This is a genomic window from Streptomyces sp. NPDC020875, from assembly GCF_040641415.1.
In the GTDB taxonomy this organism is placed as follows: Bacteria; Actinomycetota; Actinomycetes; order Streptomycetales; family Streptomycetaceae; genus Streptomyces.
Window position 1 is genome coordinate 1 of record NZ_JBFADP010000031.1, and the last position, 16,765, is coordinate 16,765.

The window sequence follows — 16,765 nt, forward strand, 5'->3', positions numbered from 1 at the left end:
CCCTCGGGCGAGACCCGGGTATTTGGGGCGATGCCCGGGAGGGCCGAGGCGCTGGGGGTCCCCCCATTGCCGAAGGCATAGGGGGCGGAACTGCGCGTACGGCCACGACGGTGGGAGAGCCGCCGGATGTCCTTGCCCGGCTGGGCAGTGTGCGCGTCTGCGGCGGCGCTGTGGCTTGTCTCGCAGTTCCCCGAGCCCCTAAATGCTCTCCCTGGCACCGCTCCTGAAAAGGGGCACCCGCCTCTCTGGGAGGGCGGTGAGAGGGGCAACCAGGGGCGCGGGGAACTGCGCGAACGGCCACAGGCGGGCCGCGGGCCGGGAACAGCATCAGGCCCTCGGGCGAGACCCGGGTATTTGGGGCGATGCCCGGGAGGGCCGAGGCGCTGGGGGTCCCCCCATTGCCGAAGGCATAGGGGGCGGAACTGCGTGAACGGCCACGACGGTGGGAGAGCCGCCGATGCACCCCTCGCGCGGCAGGGGCGGCGTCGCCGCCGGGGGCCTGCGGGGCCATGCCGCGCGGCATAGAGTGGAGGCAGTCGGACCGCGAGGGTCGGAGTGCGTCATGGGCGTACGTACCGTAGAGAGCAGCGCCGCGGGCCCGGGGCCGTACACCACCGCCGGAGGCGGAGGCGGCGGCCCGCTGGCCCGGCAGGACCCGGAGATCGCCGAGGTGATCGCGGGGGAGACGGCCCGGCAGACGGGCTCCCTCCAGCTGATCGCCGCAGAGAACTTCGTGTCGCCCGCCGTGCTCGCGGCCCTCGGCTCCCCGCTGGCGAACAAGTACGCGGAGGGCTATCCGGGCGCCCGGCACCACGGTGGCTGCGAGATCGTGGACGCGGCCGAGCGGATCGCCGTGGACCGGGCCGCCGCCCTGTTCGGCGCCGAGCACGTCAACGTACAGCCGCATTCGGGTTCGGCGGCCGTGATCGCGGCGTACGCGGCGCTGCTGCGGCCGGGGGACACGGTGCTCGCGATGGGGCTGCCGTTCGGCGGGCATCTCACCCACGGTTCGCCCGCGAACTTCTCCGGCCGCTGGTTCGACTTCGTCGGCTACGGGGTCGACCGGGAGACGGGTCTGATCGACTACCGCGAGGTGCGGCGGCTGGCGCGGACGCGCGGCCCGGCGGCGATCGTCTGCGGCTCGGTGACCTATCCCCGGCACCCGGACTACGCCCTGTTCCGGGAGATCGCGGACGAGGCGGGGGCGCGGCTGATCGTGGACGCGGGTCATCCGGCGGGGCTGATCGCGGGCGGCGCGGCGCCCAGTCCGGTGCCGTACGCGGACGTCGTCTGCGCGACGACCCACAAGGTGCTGCGGGGTCCGCGCGGCGGGATGCTGCTCTGCGGCGACGAGCTGGCGGGGCGGATCGACCGCGCGGTCTTCCCGTTCACGCAGGGCGGGGCGCAGATGAACACGGTCGCGGCGAAGGCGGTGGCGTTCGGGGAGGCCGCGGCCCCGGCTTTCGCCGCGTACGCCCATCGGGTGGTGGCCAACGCCCGGGTGCTGGCGGCCGGTCTGGAGGCGGAGGGTTTCGCGGTGCTCACGGGCGGTACGGACACTCATCTGATCGGGGTGGACCCCGCACCCCTGGGAGTGGACGGGAGGACGGCACGCGGCCGTCTGGCGGCTTGTGGGCTGGTTCTCGACACCTGCCCGCTGCCGTACGGAGAGGGGCGCGGACTGCGGCTGGGGACGGCGGCGGTGACCACCCAGGGGATGGGGGAGGCCGAGATGGCCCGGATCGCGGTGCTCTGTACCGCTGCGCTGTACGCCGAGGGCGAGGAGGTGCGGACCTTGCGCGCGGAGGCCGCCGCGCTGGCCGGTAGATTTCCGCCTTATCCGGGGTGATCGCGATCGGCTGCAACCGTCCGCGCCGCCCGCTTGTCCTCCACCATGCGGCCACCACGGCTAGGGTGTGGGGCTGAGATGGCCAGCGATTCCTGTGGGGCAGCCCGTGCGTGATTATCTGCTGACGCTCTGTGTCACGGCCGCGGTGACCTATCTCCTCACCGGTCCGGTGCGGAAGTTCGCCATCGCGACCGGTGCGATGCCGGAGATCCGGGCGCGCGACGTGCACCGAGAACCGACGCCGAGGCTCGGCGGTATCGCCATGTTCTTCGGGCTCTGCGCGGGGCTGCTGGTCGCGGATCATCTGACCAATCTCAGCAGTGTCTTCGAGCTGTCGAACGAGCCCCGGGCGCTGCTCTCGGGCGCCGCCTTGATCTGGATCATCGGCGTTCTCGACGACAAGTTCGAGATCGACGCCCTGATCAAGCTGGGCGGTCAGATGATCGCCGCCGGTGTGATGGTCATGCAGGGTCTGACCATTCTCTGGATTCCGGTCCCGGGTGTCGGCACGGTCTCGCTCACCTCCTGGCAGGGCACCCTGCTGACGGTGGCGATCGTGGTGATCACGATCAACGCGGTGAACTTCGTCGACGGGCTGGACGGTCTCGCGGCCGGCATGGTCTGCATCGCGGCCGCCGCGTTCTTTCTCTACTCGTACCGGCTCTGGGTCGGGAACATGATCGAGGCGGCGGCCCCGGCCGCCCTGTTCACGGCGATCCTGATGGGCATGTGCCTGGGCTTCCTGCCGCACAACATGCATCCCGCGCGGATCTTCATGGGCGACTCGGGGTCGATGCTGATCGGTCTGGTGCTGGCCGGGTCGGCGATCTCGGTGACCGGGCAGGTCGACCCGGACACCCTGCGGATCTTCGTCTACGAGGGCTCCGCCCGGGACGCCACCCATGCCATGCTGCCGGTCTTCATCCCACTGCTGCTGCCGTTGACGATCATCGCCATCCCGGTCGCCGACCTGGTGCTGGCGATCGTCCGCCGGACCTGGAAGGGCCAGTCGCCGTTCGCCGCGGACCGGGGGCATCTGCACCACCGGCTGCTGGAGATCGGGCACTCGCACAGCCGGGCGGTGCTGATCATGTACTTCTGGTCGGCGGTCTTCGCCTTCGGTGTGGTGGGCTACTCGGTGCACTCCGCGTCGCTGTGGATCGTGATGGTGATCGTGGGGCTGAGCGCGGTGGGTCTGGTGCTGCTTCTGCTGCCCCGGTTCACGCCGCGGGCGCCGCGCTGGGCGGAGGCGTTCGTACCGCCCCGCTACCGGCGCCGTAAGCGCCCCGCGGGTACGGAACCGGAGCCCGCGCACTCCTACGCCGCCGGATCCGCCGAGGCGGACGGTACGGCCGTGCCCGGTGGTGCGGAGGAGTCGGGCGGGGCCCGCACCCGGACGCCGGAGGGTGTCAACGGGGCGACCGCGATCGGCGGCCGTTCGCGGTCGTCCGAGCGGCGGAAGGCCGGATCGCGCGGGTGACTTTTCCCATGTCGGGGCCTCTTAGCAGATTTGGCACCCCGAAATCCGTGCACACACGGGCGGGTTCACTCTCATGTGTGATGGCAGGCACACGTATGGGTAAAGGTCTCCTCAAATAGCTTGTGATACGATTCACGAGAACCGGCGACAGTGCCGAAGGACCGTAGTGCGACGGTCCTCCGGCCCCCGAGGACACGTCTCGGACCCGGCTTACGCTCGTCCATGACGACACCACTGCCACCACCAGCAAGCGGAGATGCCGCCATGCCGTCCAATGACGCACGCACCCTTCTGCACACCGCGGTTCCGACCGCCGTCACCGGCCTGATCGCCGTTGGCGTCGCCGCCGGGATCGAGGGCGGCAAGGGCGCGATCGGCGCCGCCGTCGCCACGCTGGTGGTCATCCTCTTCATGGGGATCGGTCTGGTGGTGCTCCAGCGCACCGCCAAGCAGTATCCGCACCTGTTCCAGGCCATGGGGATGCTGCTGTACACCACGCAGCTGCTGCTCCTCTTCGTCTTCCTGATGGTCTTCAAGAACACCGAACTCTTCGACCCCCAGGTCTTCGCCCTGACGCTCGTCGTGGCGACCCTGGTCTGGGTCACGGCACAGGCCCGTGCCTACATGAAGGCCAAGATCCTTTACGTCGAACCCGGGGAATCCGAGGCTACGGGCGCCCGGGAGCCCCGGAAGACGGGGTCCACGACGTGAAGAGTAGGGGCGGGATAAATGGCCTTTCGCGTTCCTGCTATCGTCCGGTTCCAACTGCGGCACTGCGGGCGCGGGCATCTGAGCTGACGTCCGCTCATCCGCGAGGCTCATGGCCCGCCCGCCGCCCCACCATCCGTTACACCAGTCCCGTGCCGAACCGCGGCTGTCCGCCGCGCCGACACAACGAGGTTGCCGTACCTATGCGCCACGCTGAAGGAGCCCGCGGTGAGTGCTGACCCCCAGATGCTCGCCTTCGAGGCCGACTGTCAGATCTTCAGTGGGTGTGGATTCAATGCCCCCGGGCTCCACACCTTCATGTACGACCCTCTGTTCTCGGTCGGTGGCTTCGATTTCAACAAGCCGATGCTGCTCGCCTTCGCGAGCACGCTGATCGTCGTCGGCTTCTTCTGGGCGGCCTTCAACAAGCCGAAGCTCGTTCCGGGCAAGGTACAGATGATCGGCGAGGCGGGTTACGACTTCGTCCGCCGCGGCGTCGTCTACGAGATCATCGGCAAGAAGGACGGCGAGAAGTACGTCCCGCTGATGGTGTCGCTCTTCTTCTTCATCTGGATCATGAACCTGTGGTCGATCATCCCGGTCGCCCAGTTCCCGGTCACTTCGCTCATCGCCTATCCGGTGGTGCTCGCCCTCCTCGTGTACTTCCTGTGGGTCGGACTGACCTTCAAGAAGCACGGCTTCGTCGGTGGCTGGAAGAACATCACCGGCTACAACAAGGAACTCGGCCCGATCCTTCCGCTGATCGTGGTTCTGGAGTTCCTGTCGAACCTGATCATCCGGCCGTTCACCCACGCTGTCCGGTTGTTCGCGAACATGTTCGCGGGCCATCTGCTCATCGTGATGTTCACCGTCGCCAGCTGGTACCTGCTGAACGGCATCGGCGTCCTGTACGCCGGCACCTCGTTCATCCTGGTCATGGTGATGATCGTGTTCGAGCTGTTCATCCAGGCGGTCCAGGCGTACGTCTTCGTCCTCCTGACCGCCAACTACATCCAGGGCGCGCTCGCCGAGCACCACTGAGCCACCTGTTCGTAGCGCACCACACCTCACCCCAGATCTCCGGTGGCCAACCCCCACCGGGTCCTTGAAAGAGAAGGAAGAACCGGCATGTCCCAGACCCTCGCCGCTCTCACCGGAAACGTTGCCGCCATCGGTTACGGTCTCGCCGCGATCGGCCCCGGCGTCGGCGTCGGCATCATCTTCGGTAACGGCACCCAGGCCCTCGCCCGGCAGCCCGAGGCGGCCGGCCTGATCCGTACCAACCAGATCATGGGTTTCGCCTTCTGTGAGGCGCTCGCCCTCATCGGCATCGTCATGGGCTTCGTCTACCCGTCGTAATCCCCGGACGGAAGCCCACCTCATTTCACGGAAGGCACTGATGTGAGCGCCCTGATTGACATCGCGGCAGCGGGGGAGCCGATGCCGCCGCTGCTCCCGCATCCCGATGAGCTCATCATCGGCACCATCGCCTTCGCGATCGTCTTCTTCTTCCTGGCCAAGAAGCTCCTCCCGAATATCAAGAACACTCTGGAAGAGCGCCGCGAGGCCATCGAAGGCGGCATCGAGAAGGCCGATGCGGCCAGGACCGAAGCCGAAAGCGTGCTGGAGCAGTACAAGGCCCAGCTCGCCGAGGCCCGGCACGAGGCCGCCCGGCTCCGCCAGGAGGCGACCGAGCAGGGCGCCACGATCGTGCAGGACATGCGGACCGAGGGGCAGCGCCAGCGCGAGGAGATCATCGCCGCCGGCCACGCCCAGATCGAGGCCGACCGCAAGGCCGCGTCCGCGGCGCTCCGCCAGGACGTCGGCAAGCTCGCCACCGACCTGGCGAGCAAGCTGGTGGGCGAGTCCCTCGAGGACACCGCCCGGCAGAGCCGGACGATCGACCGCTTCCTCGACGAGCTCGAGGCGGGCAACACGGTGAAGACGGAGGTCGCCCGGTGAACGGAGCGAGCCGAGAGGCACTGGCCACCGCACGCGAGTCGCTCGACGCGCTGACCGACAACACGTCGGTCGACGCGGCGAAGCTCGCCGGTGAGCTGGCGGCCGTCACCGCTCTGCTCGACCGCGAGGTGTCGCTGCGTCGGGTCCTCACCGACCCGGCGCAGAACGGCGACGCCAAGGCCGAGCTGGCCGGACGGCTGCTGGGCGGCCAGGTGGGCGGCGAGACCGCCGACCTGGTCTCCGGAGCGGTCCGCTCCCGCTGGTCGCGCTCGCGCGACCTGGTGGACGCGCTGGAGGAGCTGGCGAACATCGCCGACCTCACCGCGGCGCAGCGGGCGGGCGCCCTCGACGACGTCGAGGACGAGCTGTTCCGGTTCGGCCGGATCGTCGACGCCAACCCCGCACTGCGGTCCGCGCTGACCGAGAAGGCAGCGGCTCCGTCCCGCCGGGGCGAACTGCTCGACAGCCTGCTCGGCGGTCGGGCGAACCCCGTCACCGGGCGTCTCGTCGGACGACTGGTCACCGTGCCCAGGGGACGTAGCCTGGAACAGGGAATCGACTCCCTGTCCAAGCTGGCCGCGGCCCGCCGGGACCGGATGGTGGCCGTGGTCACCTCCGCCGTACCGCTCAGCGACGGCCAGAAGGAGCGCCTCGGCGCCGGACTGGCCCGGCTGTACGGCCGTGAGATGCACCTCAACCTCGAGGTGGACCCCACGGTCATCGGCGGAATCTCGGTCCGGGTCGGTGACGAGGTCATCAACGGCACCATCGCCGACCGTCTCGACGAGGCGAAGCGCCGGCTCGCCGGCTGAACACACCCAGTGTGTCGGCCGTCGCGCACCGCGGCGCACAACTGAACTGGCAAGACAGCGGCCCGGTTGGGCCGTGCAGAGATTGCAGAAGATTCCTGGGGGTCGCCCCCAGACCCCAAGAAAACTTCGGGCCCAACAAGGAGAGCAGGGAACCTGATGGCGGAGCTCACGATCCGGCCGGAGGAGATCCGGGACGCGCTGGAGAACTTCGTCCAGTCGTACAAGCCGGACGCGGCCTCGCGCGAGGAGGTCGGTACGGTCAGCCTGGCCGGCGACGGCATCGCGAAGGTCGAGGGTCTTCCCTCGGCCATGGCGAACGAGCTGCTGAAGTTCGAGGACGGCACCCTCGGCCTGGCGCTCAACCTGGAAGAGCGCGAGATCGGCGCGATCGTCCTCGGTGAGTTCAGCGGTATCGAGGAGGGGCAGTCGGTCACCCGTACCGGCGAGGTCCTGTCGGTCGCGGTCGGCGAGGGCTACCTCGGCCGGGTCGTCGACCCGCTCGGCAACGCGATCGACGGTCTCGGCGAGATCGAGACCTCGGGCCGCCGCGCCCTCGAGCTGCAGGCCCCCACGGTCATGGAGCGCAAGTCGGTCCACGAGCCCATGGAGACCGGCTACAAGGCCGTCGACGCCATGACGCCGATCGGCCGCGGCCAGCGCCAGCTGATCATCGGCGACCGCCAGACGGGCAAGACCGCCCTGGCCGTCGACACGATCATCAACCAGCGCGACAACTGGCGCTCGGGCGACGTGAACAAGCAGGTCCGCTGCATCTACGTCGCCATCGGCCAGAAGGGCTCCACCATCGCGTCCGTGCGCGGCGCGCTGGAGGAGGCCGGCGCCCTGGAGTACACCACCATCGTCGCCGCCCCGGCGTCCGACCCGGCGGGCTTCAAGTACCTGGCCCCCTACACCGGCTCGGCCATCGGTCAGCAGTGGATGTACGAGGGCAAGCACGTCCTGATCATCTTCGACGACCTGTCGAAGCAGGCCGACGCCTACCGCGCCGTGTCGCTGCTGCTGCGCCGCCCGCCGGGCCGTGAGGCGTACCCCGGTGACGTCTTCTACCTGCACTCGCGTCTGCTGGAGCGCTGCGCCAAGCTCTCCGACAGCATGGGCGCCGGTTCGATGACGGGTCTGCCGATCGTCGAGACCAAGGCCAACGACGTCTCGGCGTTCATCCCGACCAACGTCATCTCCATCACCGACGGCCAGTGCTTCCTGGAGTCCGACCTGTTCAACGCCGGTCAGCGCCCGGCCCTGAACGTCGGTATCTCGGTCTCCCGCGTCGGTGGCTCCGCCCAGCACAAGGCGATGCGCCAGGTCTCCGGCCGGCTCCGGGTGGACCTCGCCCAGTTCCGTGAGCTGGAGGCGTTCGCCGCCTTCGGTTCCGACCTGGACGCGGCCTCCAAGGCGTCCCTGGAGCGCGGTAAGCGCATGGTCGAGCTGCTGAAGCAGCCGCAGTACGAGCCGATGCGCACCGAGGACCAGGTCGTCTCCGTGTGGGCCGGCACCACCGGCAAGATGGACGACGTCCCGGTCCAGGACATCCGCCGCTTCGAGCGCGAGCTGCTGGAGTACCTGCACCGCGAGGAGTCCGGCCTGATGCTCTCCATCCGCGAGGGCGCCAAGATGTCGGACGACACGCTGACCGCGGTCGCGGACGCCATCGCCGCGTTCAAGAAGCAGTTCGAGACGCACGACGGCAAGCTCCTCGGCGAGGACGCCCCGGCCGCCAACGTCTCGAAGTGACGACGGAAGGGACCTGACTCATGGGAGCGCAGCTCCGGGTCTACAAGCGTCGCATCCGGTCCGTCAGCGCGACGAAGAAGATCACCAAGGCGATGGAGATGATCGCCGCCTCGCGCATCGTCAAGGCGCAGCGCAAGGTGGCGGCCTCCACGCCGTACGCGACCGAGCTGACCCGCGCGGTCACGGCGGTGGCGACCGGATCGAACACCAAGCACCCCCTGACCACGGAGGCGGAGAGCCCCACCCGGGCCGCGGTACTGCTCGTCACGAGCGACCGCGGACTGGCGGGCGGCTACTCCTCCAACGCCATCAAGGCGGCCGACCGGCTCACCGAGCGGCTCCGCGGCGAGGGCAAGGAGGTCGACAGCTTCATCGTCGGCCGCAAGGGTGTCGCCTACTACGGGTTCCGTGAGCGCAAGGTCGCGGGCTCGTGGACCGGCTTCACCGACAGCCCGGAGTACGCGGACGCCAAGAAGGTCTCCGCGGCGCTCATCGAGGCGGTCCAGAAGGACACCGCCGAGGGCGGCGTCGACGAGCTGTACATCGTCTTCACGGAGTTCGTGTCGATGATGACGCAGACGCCGGTGGAGAACCGGATGCTGCCGCTCAGCCTCGAGAAGGCGGAGGAGACGGACGGGAAGACCGAGATCCTCCCGCTGTTCGACTTCGAGCCGTCGGCGGAGGACGTCCTCGACGCCCTGCTGCCGCGGTACGTCGAGAGCCGGGTCTACAACGCCCTGCTCCAGTCCGCCGCCTCCGAGCACGCGGCCCGGCGCCGCGCGATGAAGTCGGCGACCGACAACGCGGGTGAGCTGATCAATACGCTCTCCCGACTTGCCAACGCGGCCCGCCAGGCCGAAATCACCCAGGAAATCAGCGAGATCGTCGGTGGCTCCAGCGCCCTGGCCGACGCGACCGCGGGGAGTGACAAGTAATGACGACCTCTGTTGAGACGGCCGCCGCCACGGGCCGCGTCGCCCGGGTCATCGGCCCGGTCGTCGACGTGGAGTTCCCCGTCGACGCGATGCCCGAGATCTACAACGCGCTGCACGTCGAGGTGGCCGACCCCGCCCAGGACGGCGCGGTCAAGACGCTGACCCTGGAGGTCGCGCAGCACCTCGGTGAGGGCGTGGTCCGCACCATCTCCATGCAGCCCACCGACGGTCTGGTCCGCCAGGCGCCGGTGACCGACACGGGTGCGGGCATCACCGTCCCGGTCGGCGACTTCACCAAGGGCAAGGTGTTCAACACCCTCGGCGAGGTGCTGAACCACCCCGAGGAGAACGCCAACGTCGGTGAGCGCTGGGCGATCCACCGCAAGGCCCCCGCCTTCGACCAGCTCGAGTCCAAGACCGAGATGTTCGAGACCGGCCTGAAGGTCGTCGACCTGCTGACCCCGTACGTCAAGGGCGGCAAGATCGGTCTGTTCGGTGGTGCCGGTGTCGGCAAGACCGTGCTGATCCAGGAAATGATCATGCGTGTCGCCAACCTCCACGAGGGCGTCTCCGTCTTCGCGGGCGTCGGCGAGCGCACCCGTGAGGGCAACGACCTCATCGACGAGATGGAGGAGTCCGGCGTCCTCGACAAGACGGCGCTGGTCTTCGGCCAGATGGACGAGCCCCCGGGCACCCGGCTCCGGGTCGCCCTGGCCGGTCTGACCATGGCGGAGTACTTCCGCGATGTGCAGAAGCAGGACGTGCTCTTCTTCATCGACAACATCTTCCGGTTCACCCAGGCCGGTTCCGAGGTGTCGACCCTGCTCGGCCGGATGCCCTCCGCGGTGGGTTACCAGCCGAACCTGGCCGACGAGATGGGTCTCCTCCAGGAGCGCATCACCTCGACCCGTGGTCACTCGATCACCTCCATGCAGGCGATCTACGTCCCCGCGGACGACCTGACCGACCCGGCCCCGGCGACCACCTTCGCCCACCTCGACGCGACGACGGTGCTCTCCCGTCCGATCTCCGAGAAGGGCATCTACCCGGCCGTGGACCCGCTGGACTCCACGTCCCGGATCCTGGACCCGCGGTACATCGCCGCAGACCACTACGAGGCCGCCATGCGCGTCAAGGGGATCCTCCAGAAGTACAAGGACCTCCAGGACATCATCGCGATCCTCGGTATCGACGAGCTGGGCGAAGAGGACAAGCTGGTCGTCCACCGCGCCCGTCGGGTCGAGCGTTTCCTCTCCCAGAACACCCACGCGGCGAAGCAGTTCACCGGTGTGGACGGTTCGGACGTGCCGCTCGACGAGTCGATCTCCGCGTTCAACGCGATCTGCGACGGCGAGTACGACCACTTCCCCGAGCAGGCATTCTTCATGTGCGGTGGCATCGAGGACCTGAAGAAGAACGCCAAGGAGCTGGGCGTCTCCTGACCCCCGGTGATCTGGTGAGGTGAGGGGGCGGGGCCCGTCCCCACCCCCTCGCCCTTCCTCACCCCCGCCACCGCCATTCCGGCCGCGTGCCGGAGCGGGCCCCGGCGCGATCGCGTACGGCGCCCTACTAGACTGATGAACCGACACCCGGCGAAGCCGCCGGGTGGTGACCCGAGGAGCCACCCTTGGCTGCTGAGCTGCATGTCGAGCTGGTCGCCGCCGACCGCCAGGTCTGGTCCGGCGAGGCCACCCTGGTCGTCGCGCGCACCGCGTCCGGCGACATCGGCGTCATGCCCGGTCACCAGCCGCTGCTCGGTGTGCTGGAGTCGGGCCCGGTGACCATCCGTACCAGCACCCCCGAGGGTGCCGGGACGGTCGTCGCCGCCGTACACGGCGGATTCATCTCCTTCGCCGACAACAAGCTGTCGCTGCTGGCGGAGATCGCCGAGCTGGCGGACGAGATCGACGCCCAGCGTGCCGAGCGGGCGCTGGAGCGGGCCAAGTCGGATTCGGACGCGGCGGCCGAGCGCCGTGCGGACGTCCGGCTGCGTGCGGTGGCGGTGCGCTGAGCATCGCGCCGACAGACGCCGACAGACGTCGCCCTCAGCCGCGGCCGGGACTGGAACCCTCCAGACCGGGTCGCGGCTGAGGCAATGCGGGTGCGAGTAGTTTTCGGTACGGGACAGTTATCGGGCTCGGTTCCGGGTCCGGGTTCGGATACGACGACGCGAGGAGGTCGGCGGCGATGTTCCTCGCGGTGCTGGTGAGTGTGCTCGCAGTCGTCGCACTGGTGGGGATCGGGCTGTTCGTCTTCGGGCTGCGCCGCCGACTGATCCAGCGCTCGGGCGGCACCTTCGACTGCTCACTGCGGTGGGACGTCCCCGACGACCCCGACTCGGCCGGCCTGCCGCCGGGCAAGGGCTGGGTATACGGCGTCGCCCGCTACAGCGGTGACCGGATCATGTGGTTCCGGGTCTTCTCGTACGCGCCCCGGCCGCGCCGGGTCCTGGAACGCGCCGCGATCGAGGTCGTCGGCCGGCGCACCCCCGAAGGCGAGGAGGAGCTGGCGCTCCTCTCCGACGCGGTCGTCCTGGGCTGCGTCCACCAGGGGACACGGCTCGAACTCGCGATGAGCGAAGACGCGTTGACGGGCTTCCTGGCGTGGCTGGAGGCGGCGCCGCCGGGGCAACGGGTCAACGTGGCGTAGTCGCTCCCGGCTGTGGGGTGCGCCGCGCCCTGTTCATGACCGGACGCGCTTTCCGCCCGGCGGGGCTGTGCTTTGTCGGCGACCGCGCGCCGTCTGTGGTTGCTCGCGCAGTTCCGCCCCCTATGCCTTCGGCGCTGGGGGTACCCCCAGCGCCTTGGCCCTCCACGGCGCCGCCCCGAACTACCCGGGCCGCGCCCAGCCGCCTGATCTTGTTCGCGGCCTGCGCGCCGTCTGTGGTTGCTCGCGCAGTTCCCCGCGCCCCTGGTTGCCCAGCTGACCGCCCTCGCGACGAGACGGGTCCCTTTCCAGAGGCGGCGCTGGGGAGAGCATTTAGGGGCGCGGGGAACTGCGCGACAAGCCACGGACGGCCCGCAGGCCGCGAACAACATCAGGGCCGCCGGGCGGGGCCCGGAACGGGGGAAGGGGCCGAGACGTGGTCTCGGCCCCTTCCGTTAACTCACGGGCGGCTCACCGGACGCGGTGGGCGACCCGGGTCCTCGCGGTTATTGCAGTCCGCTGTGGACCGCGGTGACCATCTCACCGTTGCTGGTGTCGCCACTGAACTCCCACCAGAACGCTCCGCCGAGGTCCTGGTTCTTCGCCCAGTTCATCTTGGAGCCGATGGTGGCCGGGGTGTCGTAGCCCCACCAGTTGCTGCCGCACTTGGCGTAGGCCGTGCCGCCCGCGGTGCCGGTGGACGGGCAACTCGTCTTCAGGACCTTGTAGTCCTCGAAGCCGGGCTCATAGGTGCCCTGGGCCGGTCCGGTGGCCGTACCGCCCGGTGCCGCCTGGGTGACACCGGTCCAGCCGCGGCCGTAGAAGCCGACACCGAGGAGCAGCTTGCTGGCCGGTACGCCGATGGCCTTCAGCTTGGCGATGGCGTTGGCGGAGGTCCACTGCGGGTCCGGGATGGGCGTGTACGCGGTGAGCGGCGAGTGCATCGCCGTCGGTCCCTGTGCGTTCCAGGCACCGAAGAAGTCGTACGTCATCACGTTGTACCAGTCCATGTATTGCGCCGCGCCCGCGTAATCCGCAGCCTCTATCTTGCCTCCGGGCTTGGGGTCAGCGGTGATGGCGGCGGTGACCAGGTTGTTCGCGCCGAACTTGGCGCGGAACGCCTGAGCCATGGTCTTCATGACGGCCGGTCCGCTGTTGTCGCAGGTCAGGCCGCAGGCGTTGGGGTACTCCCAGTCCAGGTCGATGCCGTCGAAGACATCGGCCCAGCGGGGGTCCTCGACGAGGTCGTAGCAGGACTGGGCGAAGGCCGCCGGGTTCTGCATGGCCTGGCCGAAGCCGCCGGACCAGGTCCAGCCGCCGAAGGAGTAGAGGATCTTGATGTGCGGGTACTTCGCCTTCAGCTTCCGCAGCTGGTTGAAGTTGCCGCGGAGGGGCTGGTCCCAGGTGTCCGAGACGCCGTCGACGGACATGTCGGCGGTGTACATCCGCTCGTAGTCGGCGTAGGAGTCGCCGATGGTGCAGCGGCCGTTCTGGACGTTGCCGAAGGCGTAGTTGATGTGGGTGATCTTCGCGGCGGAGCCGGAGGTCACCAGGTTCTTCACGTGGTAGTTGCGCCCGTAGACGCCCCAGTTGGTGAAGTAACCCATCTTGATCTTGTTACCGCCGCCGCCGGGGATGCCGGGGGTGCGGAAGGAGTGGGCGGCGCTCAGCGGGCCGAGCTGGTTGGAGTTGTCCCGGGCCTGGACGGTGTAGCTGTAGTCCGTGGCCTTGGTCAGCCCGTTGTCGGTGAAGGTCAGACCGGCGACCGTGGCGAGCTTGATGCCGTCGCGGAAGAGGTCGTAGTCCTTGACGCCCTTGTCGTCGGTGGCCGCGCCCCAGGTGATGGTGGCGCTGGTCTCCGTGACGTTGCTGGAGGCCGGGGTGCCGGGCGCGGACGGCGGGTCGTCGCCCGGGACCACGCCGCCGTCACAGGAGCCGCCGTTGAGCTTACAGTTGGCGGGGGCGCCGGTGCCGGTGCCGTTGAAGCCGAAGGAGGCCGAGGCACCCGGGGCCAGCGGCGCGGCCCAGGACTTGCTCTTGGCGGTCCAGCGGTCGCCGACGTTGGTGACGTCGGCGTCCCAGGCGGAGGTGACCCGCGTGCCGGCGGGGAAGTCCCACTCGACAGTCCAGGTGTTGATGGTGGTGGTACCGGTGTTCTTGATCGTCCACTTGCCCTCGAAGTTGCTACCCCAAGATGAGCCCTTGGTGTAGGTCGCCGTGGCCGAGGTGGCGGCCTGGGCGGGAGAGGCGAGGCCGACCATGGCGGCCAGCGGGACGACGAGCGCGGCCACAGCCGCGACCACCCGGGATCTGAGCGACCACCGGTTTCCGGGGACGTGCATTGGTGGGGGTTGAGTGCTCACGGGTACTCCTTGAGGAGGTCCGGACAGTGGGGGTGGGACCAGATGGAACCGTGCACTGGGCACTCTGCGTGGCTCACCGCAGCGTGTGTTCCGGTGAGAGTAGGAAGGTCTGGACCAATCGTCAATAGGTCCAGACCACGTTGCACCGCCCCGGCGAGACCTCTCCCGCCCCATCCGTCACGGCTGTGAGTAACTCTCCGTCATATGCCCAACTCCTGTGCCAGGACCGCGGCCTGGACCCGGCTGCGCAGTTCCAGCTTTCCGAGCAGCCTGCTCACATGGGTTTTCACGGTGGCCTCCGCCATCCGCAGCCGCTCGGCGATCTCCGCGTTCGACAGCCCCTCGCCGAGACAGGAGAGCACCTCACGCTCGCGCCGAGTCAGCGCGTCCAGGATCGAGGGGTCCGGCCCGCCGGGGGCGCGAACCGGCCGGGGTGTGGCGAATTCCGCGATCAGCCGGCGGGTCACCGCCGGCGCGATCAGCCCCTCGCCCCCGGCCACCGTCCGTACCGCCGCCAGCAGATCTGCGGCTTCCGTGTCCTTGAGCAGGAATCCGGCGGCCCCGGCCCGCAGGGAGCCGAAGACGTACTCGTCCAGATCGAAGGTGGTCAGCACCAGTACGTCCGCCAGCCCGTCGGCGACCACCTGACGGGTCGCGGACACCCCGTCCAGCTTGGGCATCTGGACGTCCATCAGGACGAGATCGGGGCGCAGTTCACGGGCGAGCCGGACCGCCTCCTCGCCGTCCGCGGCCTCCCCGACGACCTCGATGTCCGGGGCGCTGCGCAGGATCAGCACCAGCCCGGCCCGTACGGCGCTCTGATCCTCCGCGACCAGGACCCGTACGGGCGGCGACGGCTCGCCGGGCTGAGGGGCTTCCGGGGTCATGCGTCGGGCTCCTTGTCGTCGTGTACGGGCAGTACGGCGCGGACCCGCCAGACCTTGCCGGGTCCGCCGCCGGGTGCCGGTTCGGGTCCGGCGTCGATCTCCCCGCCGAGCAGGACCACTCGCTCCCGCATCCCCACCAGACCGGCCCCCGAGCCGGGGGCGCGGGGACCGGTCCGCGCGCCGTACGGGCTGGTCACGGTCGTTGTCAGCGATTCGCCCGTACGGTGGTCGAGGCTGACGGCGACCTGGCCCGGTGCCGCGTGCTTCAACGCGTTCGTCAGCGACTCCTGGACGATCCGGTACACCGCCTGTTCGACCGGGGCGGGGAGGGAGATCGCCCCGGGGCCGTCCTCGGCGGGGACGCCGTCGACGGTGGTGTCGAGGGTGAAGCCGAGGCCGCTGGCGGCGCCATTGGCCCCGGCCTGGGTCAGCAGCGACTCCAGACCTGCGAGCGACGGCCGGGCGGCGGGCTCCCAGTCGTCGCTGTCGCTCCGGAGCAGTCCGATCAGCCGACGCATCTCGGTCAGCCCCGCGACACTGTTCTCCCGGATCACCTCCAGGGCGTTCCGGCTGGTCACCGGGTCGTCCAGGGAGAGGGCGGCGGTGGAGTGGATGGCGATCGCGGAGAGGTGGTTGGCGACCATGTCATGGAGTTCGCGGGCCATCCGGGAGCGTTCGGCGGTGATCGCCTGGGTGCGGTCCAGTTCGGCCAGCAGGGCGGTCTGCTCGGCTCGCAGCCGGGCCGCCTCGGCCGCCTGGCGGTGGTTGCGGACGATGGCCCCGGTGGTCGCCGGGGCCAGTGTGATCAGCCCGAAGACCACCCCGAGGAGCAGGGATTCGGCTTCCTGGAAGATCGCGATCAGTACGCCGGTGACGGCGACCGTCAGTACGCCGGTGACCTTGGGGGCGTGCCGGGCGAAGCGGTCGGGGCCGTAGACCGTGGCGCTGTAGACCGCGTCCGTGAAGACGATCACGGTGACCAGCGAGCCGACCGTGAACAGGTCCCCGATCAGCGCCAGACAACTGATCGCCAGGGCGGTCAGGGGGCGGGTCCGGCGGAGCACCGCCTGGCAGCAGATCACCACCAGGGGCACGAGGGCGGCCCACGGCGGCAGCGGGCTGGTCTCCGGCCGCTGCATGAACAGCCCGAGCGACCACAGCAGGATGCCGCCGAGCAGCGACATCCCGGCGATCAGGACATCTACGCGATGGGGTCGGGGGAGTCGCACATCCCCATCAAACACGGCGGACCCCGCGGGCGCCTCGGACGGGGGAGTGAACCGGCGCTACATCGAAGGATGCAGTTCGGGGCCGGTGCATCTCGTCTCGGGCGACGACGAATCCGGGCGGCCCCGCGGGGAGCCTGGAGGG

15 protein-coding genes are annotated in these 16,765 nt (G+C 69.4%); 12 read left to right on the top strand and 3 right to left on the bottom strand.

From position 1 onward, the window contains the following. Window positions 1-562: 562 nt before the first annotated feature. The 12 genes from glyA (at window position 563) to AB0G74_RS19145 (ending at window position 12,147) form a co-directional block, all read left to right on the top strand. Window positions 563-1,849 (top strand): serine hydroxymethyltransferase, encoded by a 1,287-nt coding sequence (gene glyA, locus AB0G74_RS19090; protein ID WP_361147655.1) that lies wholly within the window; start codon window positions 563-565, stop codon window positions 1,847-1,849. 106 nt (window positions 1,850-1,955) lie between these two features. Then, window positions 1,956-3,329 carry an MraY family glycosyltransferase gene (locus AB0G74_RS19095; RefSeq protein ID WP_361147657.1) on the top strand — a complete coding sequence of 458 codons (1,374 nt, stop codon included), beginning with the start codon at window positions 1,956-1,958 and terminating at the stop codon, window positions 3,327-3,329. A gap of 264 nt (window positions 3,330-3,593) precedes the next feature. Beyond that, entirely contained in the window at window positions 3,594-4,040 is a 447-nt protein-coding gene (locus tag AB0G74_RS19100) for a hypothetical protein (RefSeq protein WP_361147819.1), read from the top strand. Between the two features lie 225 nt (window positions 4,041-4,265). Then, entirely contained in the window at window positions 4,266-5,078 is an 813-nt protein-coding gene (gene atpB / locus AB0G74_RS19105; RefSeq protein WP_361147659.1) for a F0F1 ATP synthase subunit A, read from the top strand. An 87-nt stretch (window positions 5,079-5,165) separates the two neighbouring features. Beyond that, window positions 5,166-5,396, top strand: a complete 231-nt coding sequence (atpE, locus tag AB0G74_RS19110) for an ATP synthase F0 subunit C (protein WP_358827635.1) — start codon at window positions 5,166-5,168, stop codon at window positions 5,394-5,396. 42 nt (window positions 5,397-5,438) lie between these two features. Next, on the top strand, window positions 5,439-5,999 hold the full coding sequence (locus AB0G74_RS19115; protein ID WP_361147661.1) for a F0F1 ATP synthase subunit B: 561 nt from the start codon (window positions 5,439-5,441) through the stop codon (window positions 5,997-5,999). Next, complete coding sequence (locus tag AB0G74_RS19120; protein ID WP_361147663.1) at window positions 5,996-6,811, top strand: F0F1 ATP synthase subunit delta; 816 nt, start codon at window positions 5,996-5,998, stop codon at window positions 6,809-6,811. Before AB0G74_RS19115 ends, AB0G74_RS19120 begins: the two co-directional genes overlap by 4 nt. A gap of 156 nt (window positions 6,812-6,967) precedes the next feature. Continuing rightward, window positions 6,968-8,563 carry a F0F1 ATP synthase subunit alpha gene (gene atpA, locus AB0G74_RS19125; RefSeq protein WP_361147665.1) on the top strand — a complete coding sequence of 532 codons (1,596 nt, stop codon included), beginning with the start codon at window positions 6,968-6,970 and terminating at the stop codon, window positions 8,561-8,563. Between the two features lie 20 nt (window positions 8,564-8,583). Beyond that, entirely contained in the window at window positions 8,584-9,498 is a 915-nt protein-coding gene (locus tag AB0G74_RS19130; RefSeq protein WP_361147667.1) for a F0F1 ATP synthase subunit gamma, read from the top strand. Further along, complete coding sequence (atpD, locus tag AB0G74_RS19135) at window positions 9,498-10,940, top strand: F0F1 ATP synthase subunit beta (RefSeq protein ID WP_358827630.1); 1,443 nt, start codon at window positions 9,498-9,500, stop codon at window positions 10,938-10,940. Before AB0G74_RS19130 ends, atpD begins: the two co-directional genes overlap by 1 nt. A 185-nt stretch (window positions 10,941-11,125) precedes the next feature. Next, a complete protein-coding gene (locus tag AB0G74_RS19140; RefSeq protein WP_361147669.1) occupies window positions 11,126-11,509 on the top strand; it encodes a F0F1 ATP synthase subunit epsilon in 384 nt (127 codons plus the stop codon). A gap of 176 nt (window positions 11,510-11,685) precedes the next feature. Continuing rightward, a complete protein-coding gene (locus AB0G74_RS19145; RefSeq protein WP_361147671.1) occupies window positions 11,686-12,147 on the top strand; it encodes a DUF2550 domain-containing protein in 462 nt (153 codons plus the stop codon). Window positions 12,148-12,650: 503 nt separating this feature from the next. On the opposite strand, the gene AB0G74_RS19150 is transcribed toward AB0G74_RS19145, so the two are convergent. From AB0G74_RS19150 to AB0G74_RS19160, 3 genes are all read right to left on the bottom strand, one after another. Then, entirely contained in the window at window positions 12,651-14,486 is a 1,836-nt protein-coding gene (locus tag AB0G74_RS19150; RefSeq protein ID WP_361147821.1) for a glycosyl hydrolase family 18 protein, read from the bottom strand. A 221-nt stretch (window positions 14,487-14,707) separates the two neighbouring features. Next, window positions 14,708-15,394, bottom strand: coding sequence for a response regulator transcription factor (locus AB0G74_RS19155; RefSeq protein ID WP_361147673.1), 687 nt, complete (start codon window positions 15,392-15,394; stop codon window positions 14,708-14,710). Next, window positions 15,391-16,623 carry a histidine kinase gene (locus AB0G74_RS19160; protein ID WP_361147675.1) on the bottom strand — a complete coding sequence of 411 codons (1,233 nt, stop codon included), beginning with the start codon at window positions 16,621-16,623 and terminating at the stop codon, window positions 15,391-15,393. Before AB0G74_RS19160 ends, AB0G74_RS19155 begins: the two co-directional genes overlap by 4 nt. Between the last annotated feature and the right edge of the window lie 142 nt (window positions 16,624-16,765).